This window comes from Pseudooceanicola endophyticus (assembly GCF_018760365.1).
GTDB lineage: Bacteria > Pseudomonadota > Alphaproteobacteria > Rhodobacterales > Rhodobacteraceae > Pseudooceanicola > Pseudooceanicola endophyticus.
Map to the genome: position 1 here is coordinate 148,374 of NZ_JAHIAB010000010.1, position 23,479 is coordinate 171,852.

The 23,479-nt window shown below is 67.6% G+C and carries 23 protein-coding genes and 1 tRNA gene; 12 read left to right on the top strand and 12 right to left on the bottom strand.

All coding sequences use genetic code 11. The annotated features are described in order from the left end of the window. Window positions 1-16: 16 nt before the first annotated feature. On the top strand, window positions 17-1,387 hold the full coding sequence (locus KM176_RS17175) for an L-serine ammonia-lyase (protein WP_160895109.1): 1,371 nt from the start codon (window positions 17-19) through the stop codon (window positions 1,385-1,387). A gap of 4 nt (window positions 1,388-1,391) precedes the next feature. Here the strand turns inward: KM176_RS17175 and KM176_RS17180 are convergent, their stop codons facing one another. Next, window positions 1,392-2,060, bottom strand: coding sequence for a thiamine diphosphokinase (locus KM176_RS17180; protein ID WP_202397867.1), 669 nt, complete (start codon window positions 2,058-2,060; stop codon window positions 1,392-1,394). Window positions 2,061-2,225: 165 nt separating this feature from the next. Here KM176_RS17180 and KM176_RS17185 point away from each other — a divergent pair, with 165 nt between their 5' ends. The 3 genes from KM176_RS17185 to KM176_RS17195 all read left to right on the top strand — a co-directional run bounded on the left by KM176_RS17185 (window position 2,226) and on the right by KM176_RS17195 (window position 5,304). Next, window positions 2,226-3,737: a hypothetical protein gene (locus tag KM176_RS17185; RefSeq protein WP_160895107.1), complete on the top strand. Its 1,512-nt coding sequence runs from the start codon at window positions 2,226-2,228 to the stop codon at window positions 3,735-3,737. A 95-nt stretch (window positions 3,738-3,832) separates the two neighbouring features. After that, entirely contained in the window at window positions 3,833-4,945 is a 1,113-nt protein-coding gene (locus KM176_RS17190) for a pyridoxal phosphate-dependent aminotransferase (RefSeq protein WP_160895106.1), read from the top strand. 167 nt (window positions 4,946-5,112) lie between these two features. Beyond that, the gene (locus tag KM176_RS17195; protein ID WP_160895105.1) at window positions 5,113-5,304 is read left to right on the top strand and encodes a hypothetical protein; all 192 of its coding nucleotides are present in this window, start codon (window positions 5,113-5,115) and stop codon (window positions 5,302-5,304) included. A 25-nt stretch (window positions 5,305-5,329) separates the two neighbouring features. On the opposite strand, the gene KM176_RS17200 is transcribed toward KM176_RS17195, so the two are convergent. Further along, entirely contained in the window at window positions 5,330-6,526 is a 1,197-nt protein-coding gene (locus KM176_RS17200; protein WP_160895104.1) for a pyridoxal-phosphate-dependent aminotransferase family protein, read from the bottom strand. A gap of 272 nt (window positions 6,527-6,798) precedes the next feature. On the opposite strand from KM176_RS17200, the gene KM176_RS17205 reads away from it, so the two are divergent. Beyond that, a complete protein-coding gene (locus KM176_RS17205; RefSeq protein WP_236045352.1) occupies window positions 6,799-7,458 on the top strand; it encodes a tyrosine-protein phosphatase in 660 nt (219 codons plus the stop codon). Beyond that, window positions 7,455-9,341 carry an ABC transporter ATP-binding protein gene (locus KM176_RS17210; RefSeq protein WP_160895102.1) on the top strand — a complete coding sequence of 629 codons (1,887 nt, stop codon included), beginning with the start codon at window positions 7,455-7,457 and terminating at the stop codon, window positions 9,339-9,341. The genes KM176_RS17205 and KM176_RS17210 overlap by 4 nt, the downstream gene beginning before the upstream one ends. Here KM176_RS17210 and KM176_RS17215 read toward each other — a convergent pair. After that, window positions 9,307-9,858, bottom strand: a complete 552-nt coding sequence (locus KM176_RS17215; RefSeq protein ID WP_160895101.1) for a glycosyltransferase — start codon at window positions 9,856-9,858, stop codon at window positions 9,307-9,309. The genes KM176_RS17210 and KM176_RS17215 overlap by 35 nt on opposite strands. 87 nt (window positions 9,859-9,945) lie before the next feature. Between KM176_RS17215 and ygfZ the strand changes: the two genes are divergently transcribed. Continuing rightward, a complete protein-coding gene (ygfZ, locus tag KM176_RS17220; protein ID WP_160895100.1) occupies window positions 9,946-10,698 on the top strand; it encodes a CAF17-like 4Fe-4S cluster assembly/insertion protein YgfZ in 753 nt (250 codons plus the stop codon). Beyond that, entirely contained in the window at window positions 10,695-11,498 is an 804-nt protein-coding gene (locus tag KM176_RS17225; RefSeq protein ID WP_160895099.1) for a fructosamine kinase family protein, read from the top strand. Before ygfZ ends, KM176_RS17225 begins: the two co-directional genes overlap by 4 nt. A 258-nt stretch (window positions 11,499-11,756) precedes the next feature. On the opposite strand, the gene efp is transcribed toward KM176_RS17225, so the two are convergent. Continuing rightward, the gene (gene efp / locus KM176_RS17230) at window positions 11,757-12,320 is read right to left on the bottom strand and encodes an elongation factor P (protein ID WP_160895098.1); all 564 of its coding nucleotides are present in this window, start codon (window positions 12,318-12,320) and stop codon (window positions 11,757-11,759) included. A 213-nt stretch (window positions 12,321-12,533) separates the two neighbouring features. On the opposite strand from efp, the gene KM176_RS17235 reads away from it, so the two are divergent. Next, window positions 12,534-12,854: a DUF6280 family protein gene (locus tag KM176_RS17235; RefSeq protein ID WP_160895097.1), complete on the top strand. Its 321-nt coding sequence runs from the start codon at window positions 12,534-12,536 to the stop codon at window positions 12,852-12,854. A 116-nt stretch (window positions 12,855-12,970) separates the two neighbouring features. Further along, the gene (locus KM176_RS17240; RefSeq protein WP_160895096.1) at window positions 12,971-14,425 is read left to right on the top strand and encodes a cobyric acid synthase; all 1,455 of its coding nucleotides are present in this window, start codon (window positions 12,971-12,973) and stop codon (window positions 14,423-14,425) included. A 3-nt stretch (window positions 14,426-14,428) separates the two neighbouring features. Here KM176_RS17240 and KM176_RS17245 read toward each other — a convergent pair whose 3' ends face one another. The 3 genes from KM176_RS17245 to KM176_RS17255 all read right to left on the bottom strand — a co-directional run bounded on the left by KM176_RS17245 (window position 14,429) and on the right by KM176_RS17255 (window position 17,135). Further along, window positions 14,429-14,884 carry a hypothetical protein gene (locus KM176_RS17245; protein WP_215558802.1) on the bottom strand — a complete coding sequence of 152 codons (456 nt, stop codon included), beginning with the start codon at window positions 14,882-14,884 and terminating at the stop codon, window positions 14,429-14,431. A gap of 74 nt (window positions 14,885-14,958) precedes the next feature. Then, window positions 14,959-16,413: a TolC family outer membrane protein gene (locus KM176_RS17250; RefSeq protein ID WP_160895094.1), complete on the bottom strand. Its 1,455-nt coding sequence runs from the start codon at window positions 16,411-16,413 to the stop codon at window positions 14,959-14,961. Between the two features lie 68 nt (window positions 16,414-16,481). Next, the gene (locus tag KM176_RS17255; protein WP_160895093.1) at window positions 16,482-17,135 is read right to left on the bottom strand and encodes a protein-L-isoaspartate O-methyltransferase family protein; all 654 of its coding nucleotides are present in this window, start codon (window positions 17,133-17,135) and stop codon (window positions 16,482-16,484) included. A 144-nt stretch (window positions 17,136-17,279) separates the two neighbouring features. On the opposite strand from KM176_RS17255, the gene KM176_RS17260 reads away from it, so the two are divergent. After that, window positions 17,280-18,233, top strand: coding sequence for a GSCFA domain-containing protein (locus KM176_RS17260; RefSeq protein ID WP_160895092.1), 954 nt, complete (start codon window positions 17,280-17,282; stop codon window positions 18,231-18,233). A gap of 144 nt (window positions 18,234-18,377) precedes the next feature. Then, window positions 18,378-18,451, top strand: a tRNA-Cys gene (locus tag KM176_RS17265). A 68-nt stretch (window positions 18,452-18,519) separates the two neighbouring features. Here KM176_RS17265 and KM176_RS17270 read toward each other — a convergent pair. The 5 genes from KM176_RS17270 to KM176_RS17290 form a co-directional block, all read right to left on the bottom strand. Continuing rightward, window positions 18,520-19,548 (bottom strand): site-specific integrase, encoded by a 1,029-nt coding sequence (locus KM176_RS17270; RefSeq protein ID WP_160895091.1) that lies wholly within the window; start codon window positions 19,546-19,548, stop codon window positions 18,520-18,522. Between the two features lie 237 nt (window positions 19,549-19,785). Continuing rightward, window positions 19,786-20,112: a DUF2190 family protein gene (locus tag KM176_RS17275; RefSeq protein WP_160895090.1), complete on the bottom strand. Its 327-nt coding sequence runs from the start codon at window positions 20,110-20,112 to the stop codon at window positions 19,786-19,788. A 2-nt stretch (window positions 20,113-20,114) separates the two neighbouring features. Next, window positions 20,115-20,327: a phage head-tail joining protein gene (locus KM176_RS17280; protein WP_160895089.1), complete on the bottom strand. Its 213-nt coding sequence runs from the start codon at window positions 20,325-20,327 to the stop codon at window positions 20,115-20,117. Beyond that, window positions 20,327-22,072, bottom strand: a complete 1,746-nt coding sequence (locus tag KM176_RS17285) for a prohead protease/major capsid protein fusion protein (protein WP_160895088.1) — start codon at window positions 22,070-22,072, stop codon at window positions 20,327-20,329. Before KM176_RS17285 ends, KM176_RS17280 begins: the two co-directional genes overlap by 1 nt. Continuing rightward, complete coding sequence (locus KM176_RS17290; protein WP_160895087.1) at window positions 22,062-23,474, bottom strand: phage portal protein; 1,413 nt, start codon at window positions 23,472-23,474, stop codon at window positions 22,062-22,064. The genes KM176_RS17285 and KM176_RS17290 overlap by 11 nt, the downstream gene beginning before the upstream one ends. Between the last annotated feature and the right edge of the window lie 5 nt (window positions 23,475-23,479).

Sequence of the window (23,479 nt, forward strand, 5' to 3'; positions counted from 1 at the left end):
GCTGGAGCTGTCCCATATGTTTCTGTCCGTCTTCGAGATCTTCAAGATCGGTATCGGCCCGTCGTCCTCCCATACCATGGGGCCGATGGTGGCGGCGGGGCGGTTCCTGGACCGGCTGCGGGACGCGCCCTTCCAGGCCAAGCGGCTGCGCGCGGTGCTGCACGGCTCGCTCGCCTTCACCGGGCGCGGCCATGCCACCGACCGGGCGGTGATCCTGGGTCTGGACGGGTTCGTGCTGGAAAGCTTCGACGCGCAGAAGGCCGAGGTGGCGCAGGCGCGGATCGCCGCCGAGAAGGTGCTGCGGCCCGGCGGCCTGCCGGAGATCGCCTTTGATCCGGCACTGGACCTGGTCTTTGATTTCGACCGCGCCCTGCCCGGGCACCCGAACGGGATGCGGATCGAGGCGCTGGACGGCCAGGGCGACGTCATCCTCTCGGAGGTCTATTACTCCGTCGGCGGGGGCTTCGTGCTGACCGAGGCGGAGCTGGCCGCGGGCCAGGACAAGGCCGAGGGGCCCTCCATCCCCTACCCGTTCAAATCCGCCGCCGAGATGCTGGAGATGGCGCGCCATTCCGGGCTGAGCATCGCCCAGATGAAGGCCGCGAACGAGACCGCGCGGGGGCGGCCCGATGTCTCCGACGGGATCGGGCAGATCTGGAAGGTGATGTCGGACTGCATCGAGCGCGGTCTGAAGGGCGAGGGTCTGTTGCCCGGGGGGCTGGCGGTGCGCCGCCGCGCCGGCGCCCTGCATGACCAGCTGGTCGAGGAAGCCGGGCGCAACCTGGCGCCGCCTCATGTCGTCAACGACTGGATCAGCTGCTACGCCATGGCGGTGAACGAGGAGAACGCCGCCGGGGGCCAGGTCGTCACCGCCCCCACCAACGGCGCCGCCGGCGTCATGCCCGCCGTGGTGCGCTACTGGCTGACCCATGTGCCCACCGCCTCGCGCGAGCGGCTGACCGAATTCTTCCTGACCGCCGCCGCCATCGGCGGGCTGGTGAAATACAATGCCTCGATCTCGGGCGCCGAGGCGGGCTGTCAGGCCGAGGTCGGCAGTGCCGCCGCCATGGCCGCCGCCGGGCTGTGCGCCGTCATGGGCGGCACCCCCGAGCAGGTCGAGAACGCCGCCGAGATCGCGCTGGAACATCACCTGGGCATGACCTGCGACCCGGTGAAGGGCCTGGTGCAGGTGCCCTGCATCGAGAGGAACGGCCTGGGTGCCATCAAGGCGGTCAGTGCGGCAAGCCTCGCGCTGCGCGGCGACGGGCGCCATTTCGTGCCGCTCGATGCCTGCATCGAGACCATGCGCCAGACCGGGCGCGACATGCACGAACACTACAAGGAGACCTCTCTGGGGGGGCTCGCGGTGAACGTGCCGAACTGCTGATCCCTCAGCGCGCCGGCCAGCTGCCGGGGGCCGAGAGCAGCCGCGCGGCGACCTCTTCCAGGGCGGCGACCGGCATCAGCACCAGCATCGCCGGGGCCTCCATGTGCAGCCGCAGCGGCCCGCTGATCCGGTTCGAGGTGCCGACCCGGTCGTCGGGGGCGAAACCAAGGCCGTCGATGGGCCATTCCAGCCCCTCGGAGCGGCCCCGCACCGGCCCCAGCGGCCAGAGCGAGAAACGCTCGCCCCGGGGACGCTCCAGCGCCAGCTCGGGCGGGCAGAGGAAGACGATGTCCTCCGGGCCCGCCAGCAGGCAGCGCCGCTCCGGATAGCGTGCCAGCACCGTCAGCGCCGCCAACATGTGATCGGCGCGCTGGCCCAGGAAGCCGGTGCCCATGACAAGCGGCGCAGCGATCCGCGACAGGCATTTCTCAAAATCGGTGCTGTCTTGCTCGGCGATGCGGAAAAGCCGGTCCGGCGGCAGGTGGCGCTGGCGGGTCAGCGACAGGGAATCCATGTCGCCGATCACCGCGTCGGGCATGCGTCCGTGCCGCAGCAGCCAGTCCGCCCCGCCATCCGCCGCCACCACCGGACCGCAGAGGGACAGCAGCCGTTCGGCCACCGGATCGGGGACCTCTCCGCCGCCGATCAGGGCAACGGGGCCGGCGCTTTCCATGACGATTTCCAGGGGTCTTCCCTTTCGAGTAAATTGAACGGTAACCACATTCTCGCCACAAAGAGCAGGCCCACTTGGCAGAATCGGATCCTCCGGTCCATGCCGGGACGGCATCAGGGGGGCTGTCCCCAATGTTCGGTAGCGTCAGATTGAGCGGGAAGTAAAGTGGCTGACCAGCGGAAGATCCTGACCGTGTCCTACGGAACCTTCTCCTGCACGCTGGAGGGGTTCGAGGATGCCTTCGGGGCGATGACCCTGATCGCGGAGTATTTCCGCGACCTGTCGGCCCGCGACCGTCACTTCGGCGCCGAGCCCGCGCCGCCCGATCCCCAGGTGCTGGCCGCGCTGGCCGCCCGTGGCCTGTCGGTGCCGATCGAACGCCAGGATGTGCCCGGCGGCGTGGTGCTGCGCGAGGCCGGGCCCGAGACACCGGAAGACGAGGGCGAGGCCGAAGCAGAAACGCCCCCGCCGGTCACCGGCGATTTCGAGGAAATCCTGCTTTTCGCGCCCGAGGCCGGGTCCGTGACAGGGCCAGAGACGGAACCCGCCGCAGAGGAACCACCGCTGAAGACGCCGGTCTGGAGCCGGGCGCCCGCCGATCCGCCGCCCCGGCCCAGGGCCGAGGCGCCCCCTGCCCCGCAGCCCTCCGCCCCCCCTCAGCCCGCCGCCCCGGCGCCGCAAGAGGAAGAGGCCGGGACGGACCGCCCCCCGCAGGAGCAGATGCTGGCCCCGCCCCGGCTGAACCTGAGCCCCTGGCCCCAGGATCCGCCGCAGGACGAGGAGGACGAGGAAGACGATCCCGAGGCCGCCTCCGTCGCGGAGGACCCCGACGCCGGCCTTTCGCTGCTTGAACGGCTGGCCCGGGCCGAGGCCGCCGATGCCATCACCTGGTCCGAGGATTTCCTGCCCCGCGCCAGCCCGCCACCGCCCGCCCCCGGCGAAGCCAGCGAGCTGGAGCGCGAACTGGCGGCGCTTTCCGCCGAAATCCGGGCCGAGGGAATGCAGCTGCCCGGCCTGCTGCGCGCCATGCCTGGCCCGCCCCCGGCTCCGGACACCCGGACGGAGGAGGCAAGCGCGCCCCCCGTCGCCGCCACCGATCCCGAGCTGGAACGGCTGCTGCGCGAAACCGACGAGCATCACGAAGAGGATGCCGCCACCCAGCGGCGTGCCACCCTGGCCGCCCTGCGCCAGGCTGCCGATGCCGGTGCCCCGGACGCGCCGGCCGAGGATGTCTCGGGCCCCTATCGGGACGACCTGAAACAGGCGGTCCGCCAGGCCCCGCCGCCGCCGCAGGCCGCCCCGCTCAAGCTGGTGGCCGAGCAGCGGGTGCCCGAGGACCGGACCCAGGCGCCGGAAGACGATGATGTGCCGCTCGGCACCCTGAGCTTTCCCGACTATGCCGCCGAGGTCGGCGCCCATGACATGGCCGCGCTGATCCAGGCCGCCGCCTGCTACCTCAACCTCGTGCTGAAGCGCGACAGTTTCTCGCGTCCGCAGCTGATGGGCCGGGTCCGCCAGGTCCTGACGGAAGACTTCGACCGCGAGGAAGGGCTGCGCCTGTTCGGAACGCTGGTCCGCGACGGGCAGATCCGGCGGCACGGAACGGGGCTGTTCTCGATCTCTTCCAGCACGCTGTTCCGCCCCGAGGGGCCTGCCGCCTCCCGCGCCGGGAGCTGAGCCGTGCCGGCACTCGCCCGATGCGCCTGCACATCCGCCTGCGCCAGTGAAACAAGGGTCTTGCGCGGCACGTCCCCCGGCGCTACCTCAGCGCAATGACCCACGCCCGCCTGACCCCGCTTGCCGCCGCCCTGCCCTCGACCGTGCCCTTCGTCGGGCCCGAAGAGATGGAACGACAGCGCGGCGCCCCGTTCACCGCCCGTCTTGGCGCGAACGAGAACGGCTTCGGCTGTTCGCCCCGCGCCGTTGCCGCGATGCAGGCGGCTTCGGAAGAAATCTGGAAATACGGCGACAGTTCCAGCCATGACCTGCGCGAGGCCCTGGCCGCCTTCTGGAGCTGCCGGCCCGAGAACATCGTGGTTGGTCAGGGCATCGACGGCCTTCTGGGCGACCTGGTGCGGCTGACCGTGGCCCCGGGCGACAGCATCGTCACCTCTCTGGGCGGCTACCCGACCTTCAACTACCATGTCGCGGGCTACGGCGGCACGATTCACACCGTGCCCTACCGCGACGACCATGAGGACCTGCCGGCGCTGATCGCCCGCGCCGCCGAGGTCGATGCCAAGCTGGTCTACTTCGCCAACCCCGACAACCCGATGGGCAACTACCTGCCCGGCGCGAAAGTTGCCGAAGCGCTGGAAGCCCTGCCCGAGGGCACGCTGCTGATCCTCGACGAGGCCTATGCCGAGCTGGCCCCCGAGGACGCCGCCACGCCGGTCGCGATGGACGATCCCCGGGTGATCCGGATGCGCACCTTCTCCAAGGGCTACGGCATGGCCGGCGCCCGGGTCGGCTATGCCATTGCCGAGGCACCGCTGATCGCCGCCTTCGACAAGGTCCGCAACCATTTCGGCATGAACCGCACCGCCCAGATCGGCGCGCTGGCGGCGCTGCAGGATCAGGACTGGCTGGCCCATATCCGCGCCGAGGTGGCAAGCGCGCGCGAGCGCATCGGCGCCATCGCCGCCGCCAACGGGCTGAACGCCCTGCCCTCGGCCACCAATTTCGTCGCGATCGATTGCGGTCGGGACGGTGCCCATGCCCGCGCCCTGGTCGCCGCCTTCGCCGAAGAGGGGATCTTCATCCGGATGCCCGGCGTCGCCCCGCTGGACCGCTGCATCCGGATCTCCTGCGGGCCGGCGGCAGAGCTTGACCGGCTGGAAGCGGTCTTCCCGCAGGTGCTGGCCCGCGTCGCCACCCCGGCCTGAGGCCGGGCCGCCCCGGTGCCCCCGGGGGGCCGGCCAGATCCCGCCCACGCCATGCTGCAAGGGCGGGATCGCGCATCTTCTGGGTGTATTTCCGCTGGACGCCGCACGCGAACGGGTTAAGACGTGCCGCAGGGAGGCATGTCGCAAGGGAAACCTGAGAGAACCCGATGTCCTACGCCCGCCCGCCTTTTGCCCCGCCCGCTCCGAACTACACGACCCCCGTCCTGGTGATGGGCTTCGTCAACCTGCTGTGGATCTTCGGCTTCCTCTGGGCCGCCTTCGGCATCCAGTGGGTGCTGGTCGCGGGCTACCTGCTGAACCTCGCCATCCGCTGGCTGGCGCGCCGCCGGGCCGCGTAAGGCCCGACGCCGCAGCGCATCTACTTCAGCCCTGCGCGATCACCGCCGCCGCCGCTTCCAGACCGCCCTTGCCGTGCGGAATCTCCAGCGCGGTCAGCCCGGCCTCGATCACGCCCAGGGCGCCCAGCACCATATGGGCGTTCAGGTGGCCCATGTGGCCGATCCGGAAAAAGCCGGTGCCGTTGGGATCCTCGGGCGTCGACATGCCCAGACCCAGCCCCAGCGTCAGCCCGGCGGTGTCGGCAGTCCAGCGGCGCAGCTTCTCGCCCATGCCGACCCCGACGCCAAGCGCGGTCACCGCGTGGCTGCGCAGCGCCCGGTCCCGGATGTTGAGCCGCAGCGCCCCGCCCTCTTCCCAGACCTCGCAGGCGGCCCAGATCGCCGAGGCCAGCTTCGCCTGGCGCGCCAAGGCATTCTCCAGCCCCTCGGCCTTGATCATGTCCAGCGCGGCGCGCAGGCCCAGCAGGTGATGGGTCGGCGCGGTGCCGCCGAAGTAGTTGTAGAAGAACTCAGGCTTGGACCGCGGCACCCAGTCCCAGTAGCGCGACACCCGCGGCATCGCGGCGCGCACCTCTGCCGCCTTGTCGTTGAAGAAGACAAAGCCCAGACCCGGCGGCGTCATCAGACCCTTCTGCGAGGCCGAGACCATGACATCGACGCCCCAGGCGTCCATCTCGAAACGCTCCACCCCGAGGGAGGCCACGCAATCGGCCATCAGCAGCGCCGGGTGTCCCAGCTCGTCCAGCATGGCGCGCAGGGCCTGCGGGTCGTTGCGCACCGAACTGGCGGTGTCCACGTGGCTGAACATCACCGCCTTGAAGGCATGGTCGGTATCGGCGGCCAGAACCTCGGCCACGCGGGCCGGGTCGATGGTGGCGGCGGTGCCGAACTCGACGATCTCGGGGACCAGCCCGAGGCCCTCGGCCATGTCGGCCCAGCCATGGGCAAAGCGCCCGGTCGAGGGCACCAGGACCTTGTCGCCCGGAGCCAGCACGTTCGACAGCGCGGCCTCCCAGGCGCCATGGCCGTTGGCGATGTAGATCGCGGCATGGTGACGGGTGCCGGCGATGGCGCAAAGATCGGGGATCAGGGTCTCGGTCAGGGTGACCAGCCCCCCCTCGTAGATGTTGGGCGCGGGCGCGTGCATGGCCTGCAGAACGGCATCCGGCATCACGGAGGGACCGGGAATCGCGAGGTAGGGGCGGCCGTTGGCGAGGCTCATGGAATATCCTTTCATCGTACGGAAGGCCGGCGGACCCGGCGGCCAAAGCTTTAGCCAGCCCCGGCACAAGGTCAATCCGCCCCCGTCCGGTGCCCGACCGGGCGGCGCATGACGCCACGGAAGACACGCTCCCGGCGCTTCCCCGCGCCGCGACGACCGGCGCGCTTGCCACGAAGGGAGCGCTCGCCTACACGGAAACTCCCTGCCGGGGTGGAGCAAGGAGAGGCCGGACTATGACCATCGGAGCCAGGTTCAAGGCTTGGGAGTGCCGCATGCGCAGGCACTACAACTGCGATCTCTCCTGTCCAGAGAACCGGCGGCGGGCCCGCATCTACAACCTCTGGTTCGATCACGCGATCCTGCGGAAATACTGGAGCAATTTTGCCACCGTCGCGCCCGGCGTCTACCGCTGCAACCATCCCGACCGCCGTCAGCTGGCGCGGATGAAGGCGAAGGGAATCACCACCGTCCTCAGCCTGCGCGGCCTGGGCCATTCCGCCCATTTCCTGACCGAGCGCGAGAATTGCGCGGAACTGGGCCTGGCCTTCTCGGTCTGCCGGCTGAATGCCCGCCGCGCCGTCCCGAAAGAGGACATCCAGGAGGTGATCGCGGCCTTCCGCACCCTGCCCCGCCCCTTCGTGATGCATTGCAAGTCGGGCGCCGACCGCGCCGGCTTTGCCTCGGCCATCTACCTGATGACGATCGAGGGGCGCCCGGTGAAAGAGGCCCGCCGGATGCTGTGCATGCGCCATGTGCACTTCCGCTGGACCAAGACCGGGGTGCTTGATCACACGCTCGATCTCTATGCCGCCCACAATGCCGAAAATCCCATCGGTTTCGAGGACTGGCTGGAGCACCATTACGACCCGGTCGCGATTCAGGCTGATTTCAACGCCCGCCCCTGGTGGCGGCGCATGGGCTGGAACCTATGAGCGAAACACCCCCGAAGCCTGTCCCCGCGCCGCAGCATGAATCGGCGGGGCGGCTGACCCTGTGGCTGTGGAAGCGCTATCTGCGCGGCTATGCCTGGGCGCTGCTGCTGGCCTTCCTGCTGATGTCGCTGGAGGGCTCCATGCTGGGGGCGCTCTCGTGGATCATGAAGCCGATGTTCGACACCGTCTTCATCCAGGGCAACGGCGGTGCGCTTGGCTGGGTGGGCGGCGCCATCATGGGGATCTTCGCGGTGCGCGCGGTCTCTTCCATCGGGCAGCGGGCGCTGCTGGCGCGGATCTCTCAGCGCAGCGCGGCGCAGCTGCGCAAGGACCTGCTGGCGCAGATGATGCGCCAGGACGGCACCTTCCACCAGACCCACCCGCCGGGCTTCCTGCTGCAACGCATCCAGAGCGACGTGAACTCCATCAACCAGGTCTGGGCGGCGATCCTGACCGGCGCGGGGCGCGATGCGATCTCGGTCTTCATCCTGCTGGGGGTGGCGATCTCGGTGGACTGGCGCTGGACGCTGGTGGCGCTGGTCGGCGTGCCGCTGATGATCGCCCCCTCGCTGATGGTGCAGCGCTTCGTGCGCGCCCGCTCGCGCGAGGCGCGCGACACCGGCGCCAAGCTGGCAACCCGCCTGGACGAGATCTTTCACGGCATCGTCCCGGTCAAGCTGAACCGGCTGGAACGCTACCAGTCCGAGCGCTTCGGCGCCCTCTCGGACGAGCTGGTGCGCGCCGAGGTGCGTTCGACCACCGGCTCTGCCGCGATCCCCGGGCTGATCGACCTGATGGCGGGCGCGGGCTTTCTGGGCGTGCTGTTCTTCGGGGGCCGCGAGATCGTCGAGGGCACCAAGACGGTGGGCGAATTCATGTCCTTCTTCACCGCCATCGGGCTGGTCTTCGACCCGCTGCGCCGTCTGGGCGCGGTCAGCGGCACCTGGCAGGCCGCCGCCGCCGCGATCGAGCGCATCAAGGAGCTGATGGAGACCGAGCCCCGCATCCTGTCGCCCGCCGATCCGAAACCGCTGCCCCCCGGCACCCCCGGGGTCGCGCTGCGCGACGTGCGGCTGTCCTATGGCGATACCGAGGTGCTGAAGGGCCTGAGCTTCGTGGCCGAGGCCGGCAAGACCACGGCGCTGGTCGGCGCTTCGGGGGCGGGCAAGTCCACCGTCTTCAACCTGCTGACCCGGCTGGTCGATCCGAACGCCGGCGACGTGCTGGTTGCCGACACCCGCGTCGATGCGCTGGAGCTGGGGGCGCTGCGCGACCTCTTCTCGGTGGTCAGCCAGGACGCGCTGCTGTTCGACGAAACCCTGCGCGAGAACATCCTGCTGGGGCGCACCGATGTCCCCGAGGCCAAGCTTCAGGAGGCGCTGGAAGCCGCCCATGTGACGCAGTTCCTGCCGACGCTGCCGCAGGGCCTTGAGACGCCGGTGGGCCCGCGCGGCTCGGCGCTGTCGGGCGGGCAGCGGCAACGGGTGGCGATCGCGCGCGCGCTGCTGCGCAACACCCCGATCCTGCTGCTGGACGAGGCGACCTCGGCGCTGGATGCGCAGTCCGAGGCGCTGGTGCAGGAGGCGCTGGACCGGCTGGCGAAGGGGCGCACGACGCTGGTCATCGCCCACCGCCTCTCGACCGTGCGCGAGGCCGACAAGATCGTGGTGATGGAGGCCGGGCGCGCCGTCGATGAGGGCACCCACCAGGAATTGCTGGCGCGCGGCGGCCTCTATGCCCATCTGCACGGCCTTCAGTTCCGCCGCGACGGCGAGACCGCCGATGCCCGCGCACTGGACGGGCTGCGCCGCACCGGCCTCGACGCCGAGCGGCGGCGCGACGGTTTCTTCAGGTGGCTGCTACGCGTTCTGCGCGGCGGCTGAGGCGCGCCTCCAGCACCTTCGGCTTCGCCCCGAGGGCGCGCAGCAGGGCGCGCTCTGGGCGCTCCACATCGCTCAGGCCACCGGCGCGGGCATAGTCCCCCGCCCGGATCAGCAGGCCCCGTTCCGGCGCGACGCCGCCCAGCATCCGGCGCAGGCTGCCCGTCAGGCCGCCGGTCTCGGGGGCAAAGACCGCCGGGGCGCTTTCGCCCAGATGCGCGATCACCGCCTCGGCCCAGCCGGGCTCGGGGATGCTTTCGACGGGCAGGAACAGCAGCCAGTCGCCCTGCGCCGCCTCGGCACCCCGCGCCGCCCAGGCGCCCCGCCCCCCCGAGGCGCTGACGACTTCGGCGCCCAGTTCCTCGGCGATCAGGGGCGTGTCGTCGCTGGATCCGCCATCGGCCAGGATCAGTTCCCGCAGCAGACCCAGCTGCACCGCCTCGAACAGCGCCGCGGCGCAGGCGCCCAGATGGGCCTGCCCGTTCCGGCAGGTCACGATCACCGATAGTCTTGCCCGCATGGCACCCCTTGTCCTTCGCAGTTCCGGGGTGCACCTTCGGCCATAACCCGCTCCGAGAACAAGGGGGGCGAAGGCCCCGATGACCCGATGAACACCGATCCCGAAATCTCTCGCCGCGTGCTGCGCCTGACGGGCGCGGATGCGCACCATTTTCTGCAGAACCTCGTGACCAACAATATCGACCGGCTGCCCGAAGGGCCGGTCTATGCCGCCCTGCTGACGCCCCAGGGCAAGTACCTGGCCGATTTCATCCTGCTGGCCGAGGGCGACGCGATCCTGCTGGATTGTGCCGAAGCGCTGGCCGCGCCGCTGATGCAACGGCTGTCGATGTACAAGCTGCGCGCCGACGTGAAGATCGCGGAAACCGATCTGAAGGTGCGCCGCGGCACCGGCCCCGCCCCCGAGGGCGCCGTGAGCGATCCGCGCGATCCGGCCCTTGGCTGGCGGCTTTACGGCCCCGAGGGCGGCGATGACGGCACCGACTGGGCGGCGCTGCGCGTGGCCCATGCGATCCCCGCCTCGGGGCTGGAGCTGACGCCCGACACCTATATCCTCGAGGCCGGGTTCGAGCGGCTGCACGGCGTCGATTTCCGCAAGGGCTGCTACGTCGGTCAGGAGGTCACCGCCCGGATGAAGCACAAGACCGAGCTGAAGAAGGGCCTGGTGCGCGTCACGATCGAAGGCAGCGCAGAGCCCGGCACCCCGATCCTGTCGGGCGACAAGCCCGCCGGGCAGCTTTACACCCAGGCCGGGGGCGCCGCGCTGGCGCATCTGCGCTTTGACCGGATGCAGGATGAGCTGAGCGCGGGCACCGCCCGCATCCGCGCCCTGCCGCAATGACCCCGCAGGCCGTGGCCAAGGCGCTTGGCCACGGCCTGCGCAGCACCCGTGCGCTGCATGGCGGTGACCTCTCGGAGGTGCTGCTGCTGGAGCTTGAGGGCGCTGCGCCGGTGGTGCTGAAACGCGGCCCGCTGGTCGCGGTCGAGGGGCGGATGCTGCAGGCGCTGGCGCAGCGCGGCGCCGCAACGCCCGAGGTGCTGCTGATCGCCGAGGGCGCGCTGGCGATGCGCTATCTTGGCCCCGCCGGCCATGGTTCTGCCGCCGACTGGCAGCGCTTCGGCGCCAGGCTGCGCGCCCTGCACGACAGCCCCGGCCACGGCTACGGCTGGCCCGAGGATTACGCCTTCGGTCCCCTGCACATTCCGGGCTCCGGCCCCGCCGACTGGCCCGGTTTCTGGGCCGAGGCGCGGCTGCTGCAGGGCCTTGGCACGCTGCCCGCCCCGCTGGCCCGCCGGCTGGAACGGCTTGCTGCGCGGCTGCCCGATCTGCTGCCGGCCCGGCCCCACCCTGCCCTGCTGCATGGCGACCTCTGGCAGGGCAACCTGCATGTCGCCCCCGGCGGCCGTATCCATCTGATCGACCCGGCCTGCTGCCATGGCGATCCGGAGGTCGACCTGGCCATGCTGGGTCTGTTCGGACGCCCTCCGGCCGCGTTCCTGGAAGGTTACGGCCCCCTGTCGCCGGGCTGGCAGGCACGCCGCCCGCTCTATCAGCTCTGGCCCGCGCTGGTGCATCTGAGGCTGTTCGGCGGCGGCTATGCCGGCCTGGTCGCGGACCTGCTGACGCGGCTGGATGCCTGAGCGGGCAGCACATGCCCAAATTTACGGCATTTCGTCCGGCGCGCGCACCACACAGCCCGAAACCGGCCCTTCCAGCCCGCAAACCCCGCAGTTCCACGGCCCCGGATGCCTCCGAAACCCGAACTTGCGACCCCATGCCTCAGGACAGGGCCTGTGCAAAAGCCATGCGTTCAGGTCATTGGTATGAGGTCATTCCGGCAAACGGAAAGGGCCGCCGCGCAATCCGCGCGGCAGCCCCCGATCCGGATCCGGTCACGCTCAGGCGCGTTCGGAGTATTCCATGCTTTCGGTATTGACGATCACGTCCTCATCCTGGGCGATGAAGGGCGGCACCATGATCTTCAGGCCGTTGTCGAGAATCGCCTTCTTGAAGCTGTTGGCGGCCGTCTGGCCCTTCACGACCGGCTCGGTCTCGACGATCTTGCAGGTCACCTTGGCGGGAAGCGTCGCGTTCAGCGCCTCTTCCTCGTAGAATTCCACGGCGATGGTCATGCCGTCCTGCAGGAAGGGGCGACGCTCGCCCAGCAGGTCCGCGGGCAGCTCGACCTGTTCGAAGGTCTCGATATCCATGAAGGTCAGCATGCCGTCGGTCTCGAAGAGGAACTGCATGTCCTTGATTTCAAGGGACACGCGGTCGACCTTGTCGACACTGCGGAAGCGTTCGTTCAGCTTGGAACCGTTGCGCAGGTTCTTCATCTCGACCTGGGCGAAGGCCCCGCCCTTGCCGGGCTTCACGTGGTCGACCTTCACGGCGGCCCACAGACCCCCGTTGTGTTCCAGCACGAAGCCGGGACGAATCTCGTTACCGTTGATCTTGGGCATTCAGGGCCGCCTGGAATGGTTGAACCGTCTGAAACGCAGGCTATATAGAGCCTTCGGCTGCGAAGCAAGCTGAGCCGGGCACCGCCCTGCCCAAGATTTAAGCCATGCAAATGACGCATGACGGGACTGCGTGATTGCGCTACCCGAATCGAACCAAAATAGTCATAAGAGGCGGCACGCCCGAAACACAAGAGCAATAAGCAAGGACGGATCATGAAAGACTTCGTTGATGGCACCGCCTTCAATAACGAACAGGGCAATCGCGCACGTAAACTGTTTGCGGCCGTTGTGCTTGCCGCTCTCGACGACGCAATTGCCGACGACAAGAAATACGGCAACGGTCCGGAACAGATCGCCCGCTGGGCCCGTTCCCGCGATGGCCGTGAAGTGCTGAGCTGCGCCGGCATCGACCCCAACGAACGTGTGGTGTCCGGCCTGATGGAATTCGTCGCCAAAGGCGTGCGGACCTCTGTCGCGCTCTCCCGCGAGGAAAGCGAACGCCGTCATGCGGCAGAACAGGCCGAAGCAGCCTGATCTCTCTCGAACTCCCGAGACTCCCTTGAAAAGCGCGTCCCCACCCGGGGCGCGTTTTTCATTGTCCGCCCCCTGCCCCGGTGGCAGAACGTCCCGGATCAGAACGGGGGACGGCAATGGCACGCGCGATCATGGTTCAGGGGACGGGCTCCAACGTGGGCAAGTCGATGCTGGTCGCGGGTCTGGCGCGCGCCTTCGCCAATCGCGGACTGCGCGTCGCCCCCTTCAAGCCGCAGAACATGTCCAACAATGCCGCCGTTACCCCCGACGGAGGCGAGATCGGCCGCGCCCAGGCGATGCAGGCGCAGGCCTGCCGGATCGCTCCCTCGGTGCACATGAACCCGGTGCTGCTGAAGCCCGAAAGCGACACCGGATCGCAGGTCATCGTGCAGGGCCAGCGCATGACCACCGCCCCCGCCATGGGCTACGGCGCGCTGAAACCCGTGCTGCTGGAGAAGGTGCTGGAAAGCTTCCGCATCACCTGCGACGGCGCCGATCTGGTGATCATCGAGGGCGCCGGCTCCCCCGCCGAGGTCAACCTGCGCGCCCGCGACATCGCCAACATGGGCTTTGCCGAGGCCGCCGATGTGCCGGTCCTGCTGGTGGGCGACATCGACCGGGGCGGCGTGATCGCGCAGATCGTCGGGACGAAGGCGGTGATTTCCCCGCAGGATGCCGCGCGGGTGAAAGCCTTCGCGGTCAACAAGTTCCGCGGCGATCCGCGGCTTTTCGATGACGGGCTGACCGCGATTTCCGATCATACCGGCTGGCCCTCCATGGGGGTGCTGCCCTGGTTCCCCGAGGCCTGGCGCCTGCCGGCGGAGGACGTGATGGACCTCGACCGCGCGCCCGCCCATGCCGGCGCGCTGAAGATCGCCGTGCCGCGCCTGGGCCGGATCGCCAATTTCGACGACCTCGATCCGCTTTCGGCGGAACCGGGGGTGACGCTCATGATCATCCAGCCCGGCCAGCCGCTGCCGGGCGATGCCGCGCTGGTGCTGATCCCGGGATCGAAATCCACCATCGCCGATCTTCAGGCCTTCCGCGACAATGGCTGGGACATCGACCTGGCCGCCCATGTGCGGCGCGGCGGCCATGTGCTGGGGCTTTGCGGCGGGTATCAGATACTGGGCCGCGCGGTCTCGGACCCCGAGGGGATCGAGGGGCGCCCGGGCCGCTACGAGGGGCTGGGGCTGCTGGACGTGGAAACCGTGATGACGCCGGCCAAGCGGCTGGCGCTGAGCGATGCCCGCCACCCCGAGAGCGGCAGCGCCCTCACCGGCTACGAGATCCACCTGGGCGAGACCACCGGCCCCGACTGCACCCGCGCCTGGCTTGAGGTCGCGGGCCGCCCCGAGGGCGCGGCGTCGCAGGATGGCCGCATCCGGGGCAGCTACCTGCACGGGCTGCTGGCCGCCGACGGCTTCCGCGCCGCCTATCTTTCGGGCATCGGCGGGCAATCGCAGCCGGGCTACGGCGCCGCCGTGGACCGCACCCTGGATGCGCTGGCCGATCACATCGCCGCGCATCTGGACCTGGACGCCATCCTGGCCCTGGCCGCGCCGGTCTGAGCCCTAGCGGAAACGGTCCTGGAGCGCGCGCTGCACCTCGCGCTGGATCAGGGCGCGCATCTCGGGGCTGCCCTCTCCGGCCAGGGCCTTCTGGATCTCGGCGCGCACCGCCTCGGCGATACGGCTGTCCAGGTCTTCCCCGGGCGCGGCGTCGGGCAGATCCTCCGGCAGCGGCTCTGCCTCCAGCCCTTCGGCACAGCCGGCCTCGGCGCTGCGATCCTCGGGCGGGGCGCCGAGTACCGTGACCTGCGCGCTTTCCTCGGGCAGATCCTCGTCCAGGGCGATGAAGGGGGCTTCGGGGGTCTCCTCCACCCCGGGCGCGGGATCACGGACGCGCATGCCGGGCACCAGAAGGAAGGGATCCGCGGGGCGCGGCCCCTCCCCCTTCCCGTCCGAGACCAGTTTCCGGATCGAGGACAGCACGTCCTCCACCTCGCCGGGTTTTCCTGACTTCGGCATCATCCTCACACACCAAACAAAACTGCCGCCCAGTCTAGACCGGACGGCAGCAAGGCTCAACGAAATGGATCGGCTCAGTTCTGGCCGATGGCCCGCAGCATCTTGTCCAGCTGACGCCCGCGCGAAGAGATCTCGGCCGGGGCGTTCTTGACCATGTTGTAGTAGGCCGCCGGGTCGTAGATATCGACCGCCAGCTTGAGGTTTTGCGCCGTCAGCAGGCCCATCGCCGAAAGCAGCGTGTAGCGGGCCTCGACCTCGTCCACCTGGGACGAAAGGTAGGTCACGCGGGCATCCAGCAGGTCCTGTTCCTGGGTCAGCACGTCCAGCGTGGTGCGCGAGCCAAGGTTGGCTTCTTCGCGCACGCCGTTGAAGGCGACCTCGGCGGCGCGCACCGCTTCCTTGCCCGAAACCGTCGCCGCGCGGGCGATCTGGATGTCGGACCAGGCGGAGGCGGCGGACTGGCGGATGTCGTCGGTGACCACATGCAGGTTGGCCATGGTGGCCTTCTGGTTCAGCAGAGCCGAGCGCTTGGCCGAGGCCAGCGCACCACCGCTGTAGATCGGCCCCGACAGGCTGAGCCCCACGGTGCCCGAAAGCTGGTGGGTGTCGTCATCGACGGCGCTGTCGGAATAGCCGTAGCTGCCGGTCAGATCGAGCGACGGCTTGGTGCCGGCATCGGCGACGGCGACCTGAAGCTGGGCGACGGTGACCTGACGGCGCGCCACATCCATGCTGGGATGGGTCTTCAGCGCGATGTTCACCGCCTCGTTCGAGGTCGGGGGAATCGTGCCAAGGTGATCCGGCGAGGACAGGTTGCCGGGCGCATGGCCGACGGCGGCGGTATATTCCAGCTTGGCCTGTTCCAGCGTGCCCTGGGCCGAGGTCAGCGCCGAGCGCGCGGTGGCAAGCGCGGATTCGGCCTGCGCGACATCGGTCCGGGTCACCTCGCCCACGTCGAAACGGTCGCGCGCGGCCTGAAGCTCCTGCTCGAGAAGCTTCACGTTGGCCTGGCGCAGCGACAGCGTGTCGGCGGCGCGACGCACCTCCATGTAGGCGGTGGCGGCCCGCAGCAGCACCTGCTGTTCGACCTGCAGCAGCTGCTGACGGGTCAGCAGCACGGTTTCCTTGGCGATCGACAGGCTGGTGCGGGTGGCCCCGCCATCCCACAGCAGCAGCGACAGCGACAGACCCGCCGAGGTGCTGGTGGCCGCGCTGGTGGTCTTCACGCTGCCCACGTAGGTGTCACCGACGCTGCGATCCGCCGAAACCGACCAGCTGAGGATCGGCCGCAGCGAGGCCAGCGCCTGGGCGGCATCTTCGTCCGCCGCTTCCAGCACCGCGCGGTTCTGCTCCAGCAGGCCGGAATTGCGGTAGGCGTCGGCCAGGGTCTGGCCCATGGTCTCGGCCCCGGCCAGGCCCGGCAGCAGGCCCAGAACCGACCCGAACGCCAGGTTCCGAAGCGCCCTGCGCGCGCGGCCCGACGAAACGAAAGCCCTGCCCGTTGCCGGCAGGCCATCTTGCTTCAACATCTCATACCCCTCGTTCGGCCGGCGCTCCGACCCGTCCGTGTTGGCTCCCCGCGCCGGCCCCGAAGGGCTCAGAGCGTGAAGGCCGCGTGTCGTTCGAAGCCCGGAAGCACCGGCGCGCCCGCGTTGAAGGCGAAACGCCAGCTCATGTGGCCGTCGATCTTGTACCCGATACGCACGACACCCAGACGACCTTCGGAGAACAGCACCGCAATGCGGCCGCCTTCCTTCAGCTGGTCGGTGATGGCATCGGGCAGATGCTCGACCGCGCCCTCGACCAGAATGACGTCGTAGGGGCCGTGTTCCGGCGCGCCCTCGGTCAGGGCGGCATCATGCAGGATCACGTTGTCGGCGCCCAGATCGCTGAAGATCTGCTGGCTGTCGCCGGACATCTCGCGGTCTTCCTCGACGGCGATCACCGCCTCGGCCAGGCGCGACATGACGGTGGCGGCATAGCCCTGCCCCGCGCCCAGGTCCAGCACCAGCTCGTCGGACTGGATGTCCAGCGCGTCCAGCATCTTGGCCAGGGTGCGCGGCTCGAACATGACCCGGGATCCGCCAAGGCTGATGTTCTCGCCCAGATAGGCGGCCTCCTTGCGGTCCTGGGGCACGAAAAGCTCGCGCGGGACGGTCAGCATCGCTTCGATGATGTTGTACTTGGTGACGTCGGCGGGTCGGACCTGCGCATCGACCATCATCGTGCGACGGGCGGTATAATCGGTCATGCTATACTCACGCGTTCGGAATCTTCTCCCTGTTCTGACACATTGATCCTCCTGCGGCAACGCCGGGTTGCCGCAGGTCCGTCTTGGCAAAGGCTTAACCTTGCAGGGCTAGCCTGCGGGACAGGTCAGCGACAGGAGGGCACCATGCGCGAATTCGACGGGGCAGAGGCGTTTGCGGGCGCCCTGCGCAATCGCCACCGGCGGTTTCCGGGCCGGGACGATCCGCGCAGCCGGGATGCCATGCTGGTGCCGGGGCTGTCCCCCGGCTTTACCCTGGCGCCCGGCGAAGGGGTGTTCACCATCGGCTCCTGCTTTGCCCGCAACGTCGAGAAGGCGCTGCTGGCCCATGGGCTGAGCGTGCCGACCGCCGCCTTCACCGCCCCCGAGGAAGAGGCGCCGGGCCAACCCAACCGCCTGCTGAATCAGTACAATCCCGGCACCATGCTGCAATGCCTGGAAGATCTCGAGGTGCCGCTGGGCGCGCGGGCGCTTTACGAGGCCGGGCCCGGCATGGTGCTGGATGCGCTGCTGGCCACCGGCGGGCGCCCGGTAGCGCGCGCCCGCGCCCTGGCCCGCCGGCAGGAGATTCGCACGCTCTACGCCCGGGGGCTTTCGGTCTGTTCGACGGTGGTCGTGACCCTGGGCCTGGTGGAGGCCTGGTTCGACCGTGCCGATGGCCTCTATCTGAACGAAGCCCCCGGTCGCGCGGTGCTGAACGCCCATCCCGGACGGTTCGTGTTCCGCCAGCTGGGCCCGGCGGAGTGCCGCAGCCTGCTCGACGCGCTGCTGGCCCGGCTGCTGGAGCGCGACCGCCGGGTGCTTCTGACGGTCTCTCCGGTGCCGCTTCAGGCCACCTTCGCGGGCGGTGACGCGATCTGCCGCAACGCCTATTCCAAGGCGGTCCTGCGCGTGGTGGCGGAAGAAGCCGCGCGCGACCATCCCCGGGTCGATTACTTCCCCAGTTACGAGATGGTCACCAGCGCGGGCCTGACCGCCTACGGAGAGGACCAGGTCCATGTCCGCCCGCGGGTGGTCGATCAGGTCATCGCCACGATGACGGCGGCCTATGCGCCGGGCCAGCCGGCGGCGGCAGAATAGCCTCGGGGCCGGCGCACCGCCCGGCCCGCCGGAACGCCCCGCCGCACGGCAACGGGACTGGTCCTCAGGAATGCACGAGAGGACGAACAGAGCCTCTTGCACTCTCTGCGCGCATCGTCTAAACGCCTGAAACACACCACGGATGGCGAGTTGGCGGAGTGGTGACGCAGCGGATTGCAAATCCGTGCACACCGGTTCGATTCCGGTACTCGCCTCCATCATTTTCAAGCACTTATCGCACTCCTTTCTGGTATGTGATGGTGTTTTGAAACTTTAGTTGAAACATTCACGTTCTGGGCTTGTTCTGTTCCATGCGGTTGCGCGCCTCTTGCGCGCGCTTGGCCAGCTCTTTCTGACGCGTCATGCCGCCGTACTTCTTCAGCATCTCGACGCCAGAATGTCCGGTGACGGCCTGGACCATTTCGTCATCACATCCAGCCAGATACAGTTCGATGGTTGCGTTCTTCCGCAGGCCGTGGGTGACGTATTTCTGCGCATCCTGGTGTTGCATCGCCGCTTTGACCTTGCGCATTTCCTCGGCAATCGTCCGGTAGCTCACTGGCCTGCCCTGTGCATCAGTGATGACCGTCAGACCCTTCTTTTCAATCGACGCAAGGTGCGCTTTCAGGCGGTCAGTCAAAGGCACCTCAAGTGCCTTGTTCGTCTTCCCTTGAGTGAAGCCGTAGGCCCCACCCTTGATGTCGCTCCAGCGGATTTTTAGCACGTCACCGATGCGCTGCCCGGTACCGATGCAAAGCTCATAGACCAGCAAGGCACGCGGCGTAGCAACAGCCTCAAACTCGGCACGCACATCGTCCGGCCATGGCTCCCAGCCTTCGCTTTCCTGCTTGAAGAGTGGAATGCCCTTTGCAGGGTTCCCGTGCTCTTTCTTCAGAAAGCCGATAAGGCGCGCGTGGTTCATCAGGACCACAAGGACTTGCACCAGATAGTTTGCCTGGCGCCAACGATCCGCATTGGCCTGATGCAGCTTGTAAACATGATGCGGCTCAATTTTTGCCGGATCCATCGGCCCCCAAATCGTCCGAATATGTTCGATATACTTGCGATAATCCGATTTGGTGCGCGGCTTCAGCTTCTGGAAGGCATCGCTCTCAAAGTAGCTCAGAATGAGCGTCTCAAAGTTGCGCTTTGTCGGCAGAGGCTCACGGCCTTTCAAAAGGCGGTTGTAGTGATCCCAGAATTCCAGAGTACCTGGTTCTTCGTGCATCATGACGGACTGACCACGCGTCTTGCGAATAAAACGCACATAGCCGCGATCAGAATAGACGTACTTTGGCAGCGTTTTCTTAGTCATTTACCCATCCGCAGATCAGACGACAGGAAGTCGTCAGACGCAACCTCTTCGGCCATCCCCACATCTACGGTCACGCTACCATCAGGCTTCACCTCACCCTTGATACGCGCCCAACCTGCGGCTCGCGCCTCACGGATAAGCGCGGCCATTGTCTGACGTGCAACGGTCTGTGGGCTTGCCATTCTCGGGACCTTTCAAGCAAACAATACAAGCAGGGCCGTAAGGCCCTGCTAGACATCAAGCGACACCGTTGAGGCGAACGCGGACGTATGCGGCTGCGTCTGCGGCGGCTTCGGTGGCAGCACCGATCAGCGTGTTGCCTTCTGCTGTTGTGGTCACCACGTCGGCGTCTACGGCCCAGTACAGACGGTCCCCTGCTGCAATCGCGTCTGCGGCTTTCGGCAGGTCATAGACACCACTCAGCGCAGCTTCAAACGGTGCGCCTGCGGCAGCGCTGGTCGAGGCGATGCCGAACAATGCCCCCATGAGAACACCTTGACCGCTGGCCACAGCCTCGGCGCTGGTGAACGTGATCGTGTCGCCCTTCTGGATATAGTTTTGCATTGTTAAAGCCCTCGGCTGGTTTGTGGTCGGATGGTGCGCGGGCGTGACCCGCGCGTCAGTTTCAGAATTTCGGCCTCGATCGAGGCAAGCGCGGCTGCCATCTGCTGATCAGACTTGTAGGTCATAGCCTCGCCGTCGATCATGACGCTAAGAACACCCTTGAACCGGGCGTTCTGAAGCTTTTCACGCTGCGCCAGAAGCTCGGCTATCGTCATCAGGCAACCGGGATTTTCTGTGCGGGTCGCCAATCGAGCCAGCCGCAGCCAAAGTCGAGGAAAGCCCGGAATTTCAGGCCCAAGGTATCCCAAGCTTCAGTGCGCTGGATCTGGACGCCCTGGGCGGCAGACAGATAAGCGTACTGCATTGCGGCAATGCGCGAAGGGTCCGCAAAGATGTACCAGAATGTATCCGGCAGGCGCGGTTCTACTAGAAGGGACAGCTTGCCACCAAACGGGTTCACATCATCCGTCGTATTGGGCTGGATGGATGCCAGCACCTGTTCCGCTTCGGTTTCCAATGCGGCGGAGACAAGCAGGTAGCGCGGCACGGCAGAGATGATGGTTTTCCCGTCAAGGCCGGTGCGCGTGCGCATCGTTTTGCGGGTGGCGCTCAGCGCTGCAATGCTCGGCGCGCCAGCCACGCCGATGTTGCCGCGGGACGCATCAAAGACCGGTGTACCGTCCGACATCACGGGGTTCCCGGTCAGCAGCTTGACCAGCTCCGTGCATTCGGTCTGCGCGGCTGCCTGGCCAAGGGCGCGGGTCACGTCGCCAAACATGCCCAGGTCATCGTTGATCAGCATTTCGCGGGACACGCTGAACGCGCGCGCATAGGTGCCAAGGGCCATGCTCTCGCCGGACTCGGCGCGGCTGGTGGCTTTGATTTCGCCGTTCTCGTTCAGCGGTTCGAGCTGCCCCATGTTGCCAAGGCGGATGCCGGTGCTTTCCTTGAAATTCGGCAGGGTCCGTTGACGGCAAAGCGCCTTCAGCGGGCTTTCAGCCGCCTGGTATGCTTCGAGCGCGACCTTGCCGGCCGCATTGGACACGACAAGCGGAAAGTCGGAGGACGTATGCGCTGCGCGGGTGAACACTTCGTCGGTGGACATCCCGCGCGTGGAAACGCCCTGCCGTGCGAGGCTGTCGATAGCCATATCGCGCAGGGAAACATCCAGATATTGCCGTGCATCTTCGGGAACCGTGCCACCTGCCATGCGGAAGGCCACAGCATCCGCCTGACGACGGTTGATAACCGCCGGGTCATCATTTGCGGGGGCATGGCTGCGAATGATCGGGGTCGCGCTGCGGCGCGTCTGGAGCGCGTCGTAAACTTCGGCCTTGGCGCGGGTCATGTCTGCGCCTGCGTCGATCAGGTCATCGGCAACCTGCGGCTCGAGGCCAGCCGACCGCACCAAGGTGCGGATGTCGCTGCGGCGCGTCTTTTCTGCGTCATCCACGAGGATGGTGTCGGTAACGTCGTTCGGCACGATGGCCTCCTTTTGTCGAAGTGTTGCGGCGGGGTCCGCCGGGTTCGATGTCAGCGTGACTTCGGTCAACGCCCATTGTGCGGGGCGCCGTGTGCGCGTGCCGCCAGTCCGGCTCTCGATCCAACGGGCCACCGTGTAACCGATGGATACGCCGCGCAGGGTGCCGTCTGCGATGCGTTGCAGGACGGGGGCCACGTCATCAGCCGCAGACAGGCACAGCGTGGCGAAAAGCCGGTTGTCTTCGACTCGAACCGCCGTGACGGTCCCCAGCGTATCGCGCACGCTGTTGGTGCGGTGGCTGTCCAGCAGGCGCAGGCTGGCCGCGTTGGACAGGTCGAGCGTGGCCATGTCCAGCACCTCGGCAAAAACACCGCGTTCGTCGCGGCGCATGACCGGGGTCGTGGTGGCAATGACGGCCTCCACCGTCCGCATCTTAGGGTCGAACGTGGTCAGTGACATCCTGGCATCAAGCGGCATTCGGTTTCTCCGTCTTGGTAAAGCCCAAACCAAGGTCCGCCTCGCGGTCGCGGTCGGCCTTGATTTCTTCGTCGATGTCGTCGGCATTCCAGCCCAGTTCGTTGATGGCGGCGGTGCGGCTGGTCAGCCCCATCGACAGGGCCTTTTCGGTCGCTGCCAGATCCTTGGCCGGGTCCACCTGTTGGGGGCGCGGAAAGATCCAATCTGCGGCGGCACCAATCGGGGTGTCCGACTGACCCGACAACATTTCGGTCAGCAGCCAGCGCCGCCAGACCGGGCGCAGCAGCTGCGGAACCAAGGTGGCGTATTGCACCTGTTCCATGCGGGACCGGAACGGGATCAGACCAGCGCGCAGGCTGGAATAGTTGGCGCTGGTCAGATCGCCGGACAGCAGGAATTCAGGGAGGCCAAGCGCTGCTGCAATTTCCTGCAACGTCATCCGCAGCAGCGCGGGGGCGTCCTTGATCTGGTCAGGCGCAGTGAAGGTCACTGTCGCGCCCAACGGCAGGCGCGTTAGGCTGCCCGGTTCCCAGATCGGATCAGAAAAGACATCTTCATCGCCACCGGTGTCAGAGGCTTCTGTGATGAAACCGGCCTGCATCGCGCCCATTTTCGCGCCGACAAGCAAGGCGTCTTTCCATGCGTTCAGGTCGTTGGCGGGAAGGATCGCCGGGGCCAACCATGACAGCCCACGCACTTGGCCAGCGGAAAACGGATGGAAGACGTGCAGCACATCCCACGCATCCACCCGGACAGATGCGGCCTGGGCGGTGAAGATCGCAGACGGGTGCTCCGGGAAAATCCAGTAAGCTACCCGCCGCCCCTTGGCGTCGAATTCCACGCCCTGGACGATCTGACGACCGTCCGACAGGTTGACGGATTTCGACCCGTCCAGATGCTGCGGCGGGATGACCTGAATTTTCAGACCAGTGTCGATATCGTGCAGGATCGCCAGCCCTTCGCCGTGAACCACCATATCGCGGGTGATCTGAGCGATCAGGCCGCCCAGATCGGTGCGCCCGTGGAAATCGGCGTCTGCGGAAAAACTATCGAAGCGCCGGTGAATGCTGCGGGTCACTTCACGGCTTTCGCCACGCACGTTGGGGCGCGGGCCGGTTCCGGCAAGGTAGGTGACGATATTGGTCACGCCATTGCTGACGTAACCGTTGTTTGCAGCAAGGTAGCTGGCACGACTGCTGACCTGCGCATGTCCTGCGGCGATCTCGGCATTGGCCGAACCGAAGTGGCCAAGGCCAGAAGCCCGGCGGGCGGTAGCGCCGTCGAAGCTGCGGCGGCCTTGCGAGTTCGAATTCCCCTGCAGCGTTTTTAGTGGCGCGAGGGAGTTCAATGTACGAACTGCGACACCTAAGAGGTTCGCCAAGGGGGTCGAAGCATTGTTCATGGCTC

Coding starts and splice junctions, on each gene's coding strand:
- KM176_RS17205 (WP_236045352.1), top strand. CDS start 6,799: ATGCGCAGGCACTACAACTGCGATCTCTCCTGTCCAGAGAACCGGCGG.
- KM176_RS17215 (WP_160895101.1), bottom strand. CDS start 9,858: ATGCGGGCAAGACTATCGGTGATCGTGACCTGCCGGAACGGGCAGGCC.
- KM176_RS17245 (WP_215558802.1), bottom strand. CDS start 14,884: ATGCCGAAGTCAGGAAAACCCGGCGAGGTGGAGGACGTGCTGTCCTCG.
- KM176_RS17175 (WP_160895109.1), top strand. CDS start 17: ATGTTTCTGTCCGTCTTCGAGATCTTCAAGATCGGTATCGGCCCGTCG.
- KM176_RS17180 (WP_202397867.1), bottom strand. CDS start 2,060: ATGGAAAGCGCCGGCCCCGTTGCCCTGATCGGCGGCGGAGAGGTCCCC.
- KM176_RS17290 (WP_160895087.1), bottom strand. CDS start 23,474: ATGAACAATGCTTCGACCCCCTTGGCGAACCTCTTAGGTGTCGCAGTT.
- KM176_RS17250 (WP_160895094.1), bottom strand. CDS start 16,413: ATGTTGAAGCAAGATGGCCTGCCGGCAACGGGCAGGGCTTTCGTTTCG.
- KM176_RS17240 (WP_160895096.1), top strand. CDS start 12,971: ATGGCACGCGCGATCATGGTTCAGGGGACGGGCTCCAACGTGGGCAAG.
- KM176_RS17260 (WP_160895092.1), top strand. CDS start 17,280: ATGCGCGAATTCGACGGGGCAGAGGCGTTTGCGGGCGCCCTGCGCAAT.
- KM176_RS17200 (WP_160895104.1), bottom strand. CDS start 6,526: ATGAGCCTCGCCAACGGCCGCCCCTACCTCGCGATTCCCGGTCCCTCC.
- KM176_RS17225 (WP_160895099.1), top strand. CDS start 10,695: ATGACCCCGCAGGCCGTGGCCAAGGCGCTTGGCCACGGCCTGCGCAGC.
- KM176_RS17285 (WP_160895088.1), bottom strand. CDS start 22,072: ATGCCGCTTGATGCCAGGATGTCACTGACCACGTTCGACCCTAAGATG.
- ygfZ (WP_160895100.1), top strand. CDS start 9,946: ATGAACACCGATCCCGAAATCTCTCGCCGCGTGCTGCGCCTGACGGGC.
- KM176_RS17270 (WP_160895091.1), bottom strand. CDS start 19,548: ATGACTAAGAAAACGCTGCCAAAGTACGTCTATTCTGATCGCGGCTAT.
- efp (WP_160895098.1), bottom strand. CDS start 12,320: ATGCCCAAGATCAACGGTAACGAGATTCGTCCCGGCTTCGTGCTGGAA.
- KM176_RS17190 (WP_160895106.1), top strand. CDS start 3,833: ATGACCCACGCCCGCCTGACCCCGCTTGCCGCCGCCCTGCCCTCGACC.
- KM176_RS17280 (WP_160895089.1), bottom strand. CDS start 20,327: ATGACGATAGCCGAGCTTCTGGCGCAGCGTGAAAAGCTTCAGAACGCC.
- KM176_RS17235 (WP_160895097.1), top strand. CDS start 12,534: ATGAAAGACTTCGTTGATGGCACCGCCTTCAATAACGAACAGGGCAAT.
- KM176_RS17210 (WP_160895102.1), top strand. CDS start 7,455: ATGAGCGAAACACCCCCGAAGCCTGTCCCCGCGCCGCAGCATGAATCG.
- KM176_RS17255 (WP_160895093.1), bottom strand. CDS start 17,135: ATGACCGATTATACCGCCCGTCGCACGATGATGGTCGATGCGCAGGTC.
- KM176_RS17275 (WP_160895090.1), bottom strand. CDS start 20,112: ATGCAAAACTATATCCAGAAGGGCGACACGATCACGTTCACCAGCGCC.
- KM176_RS17195 (WP_160895105.1), top strand. CDS start 5,113: ATGTCCTACGCCCGCCCGCCTTTTGCCCCGCCCGCTCCGAACTACACG.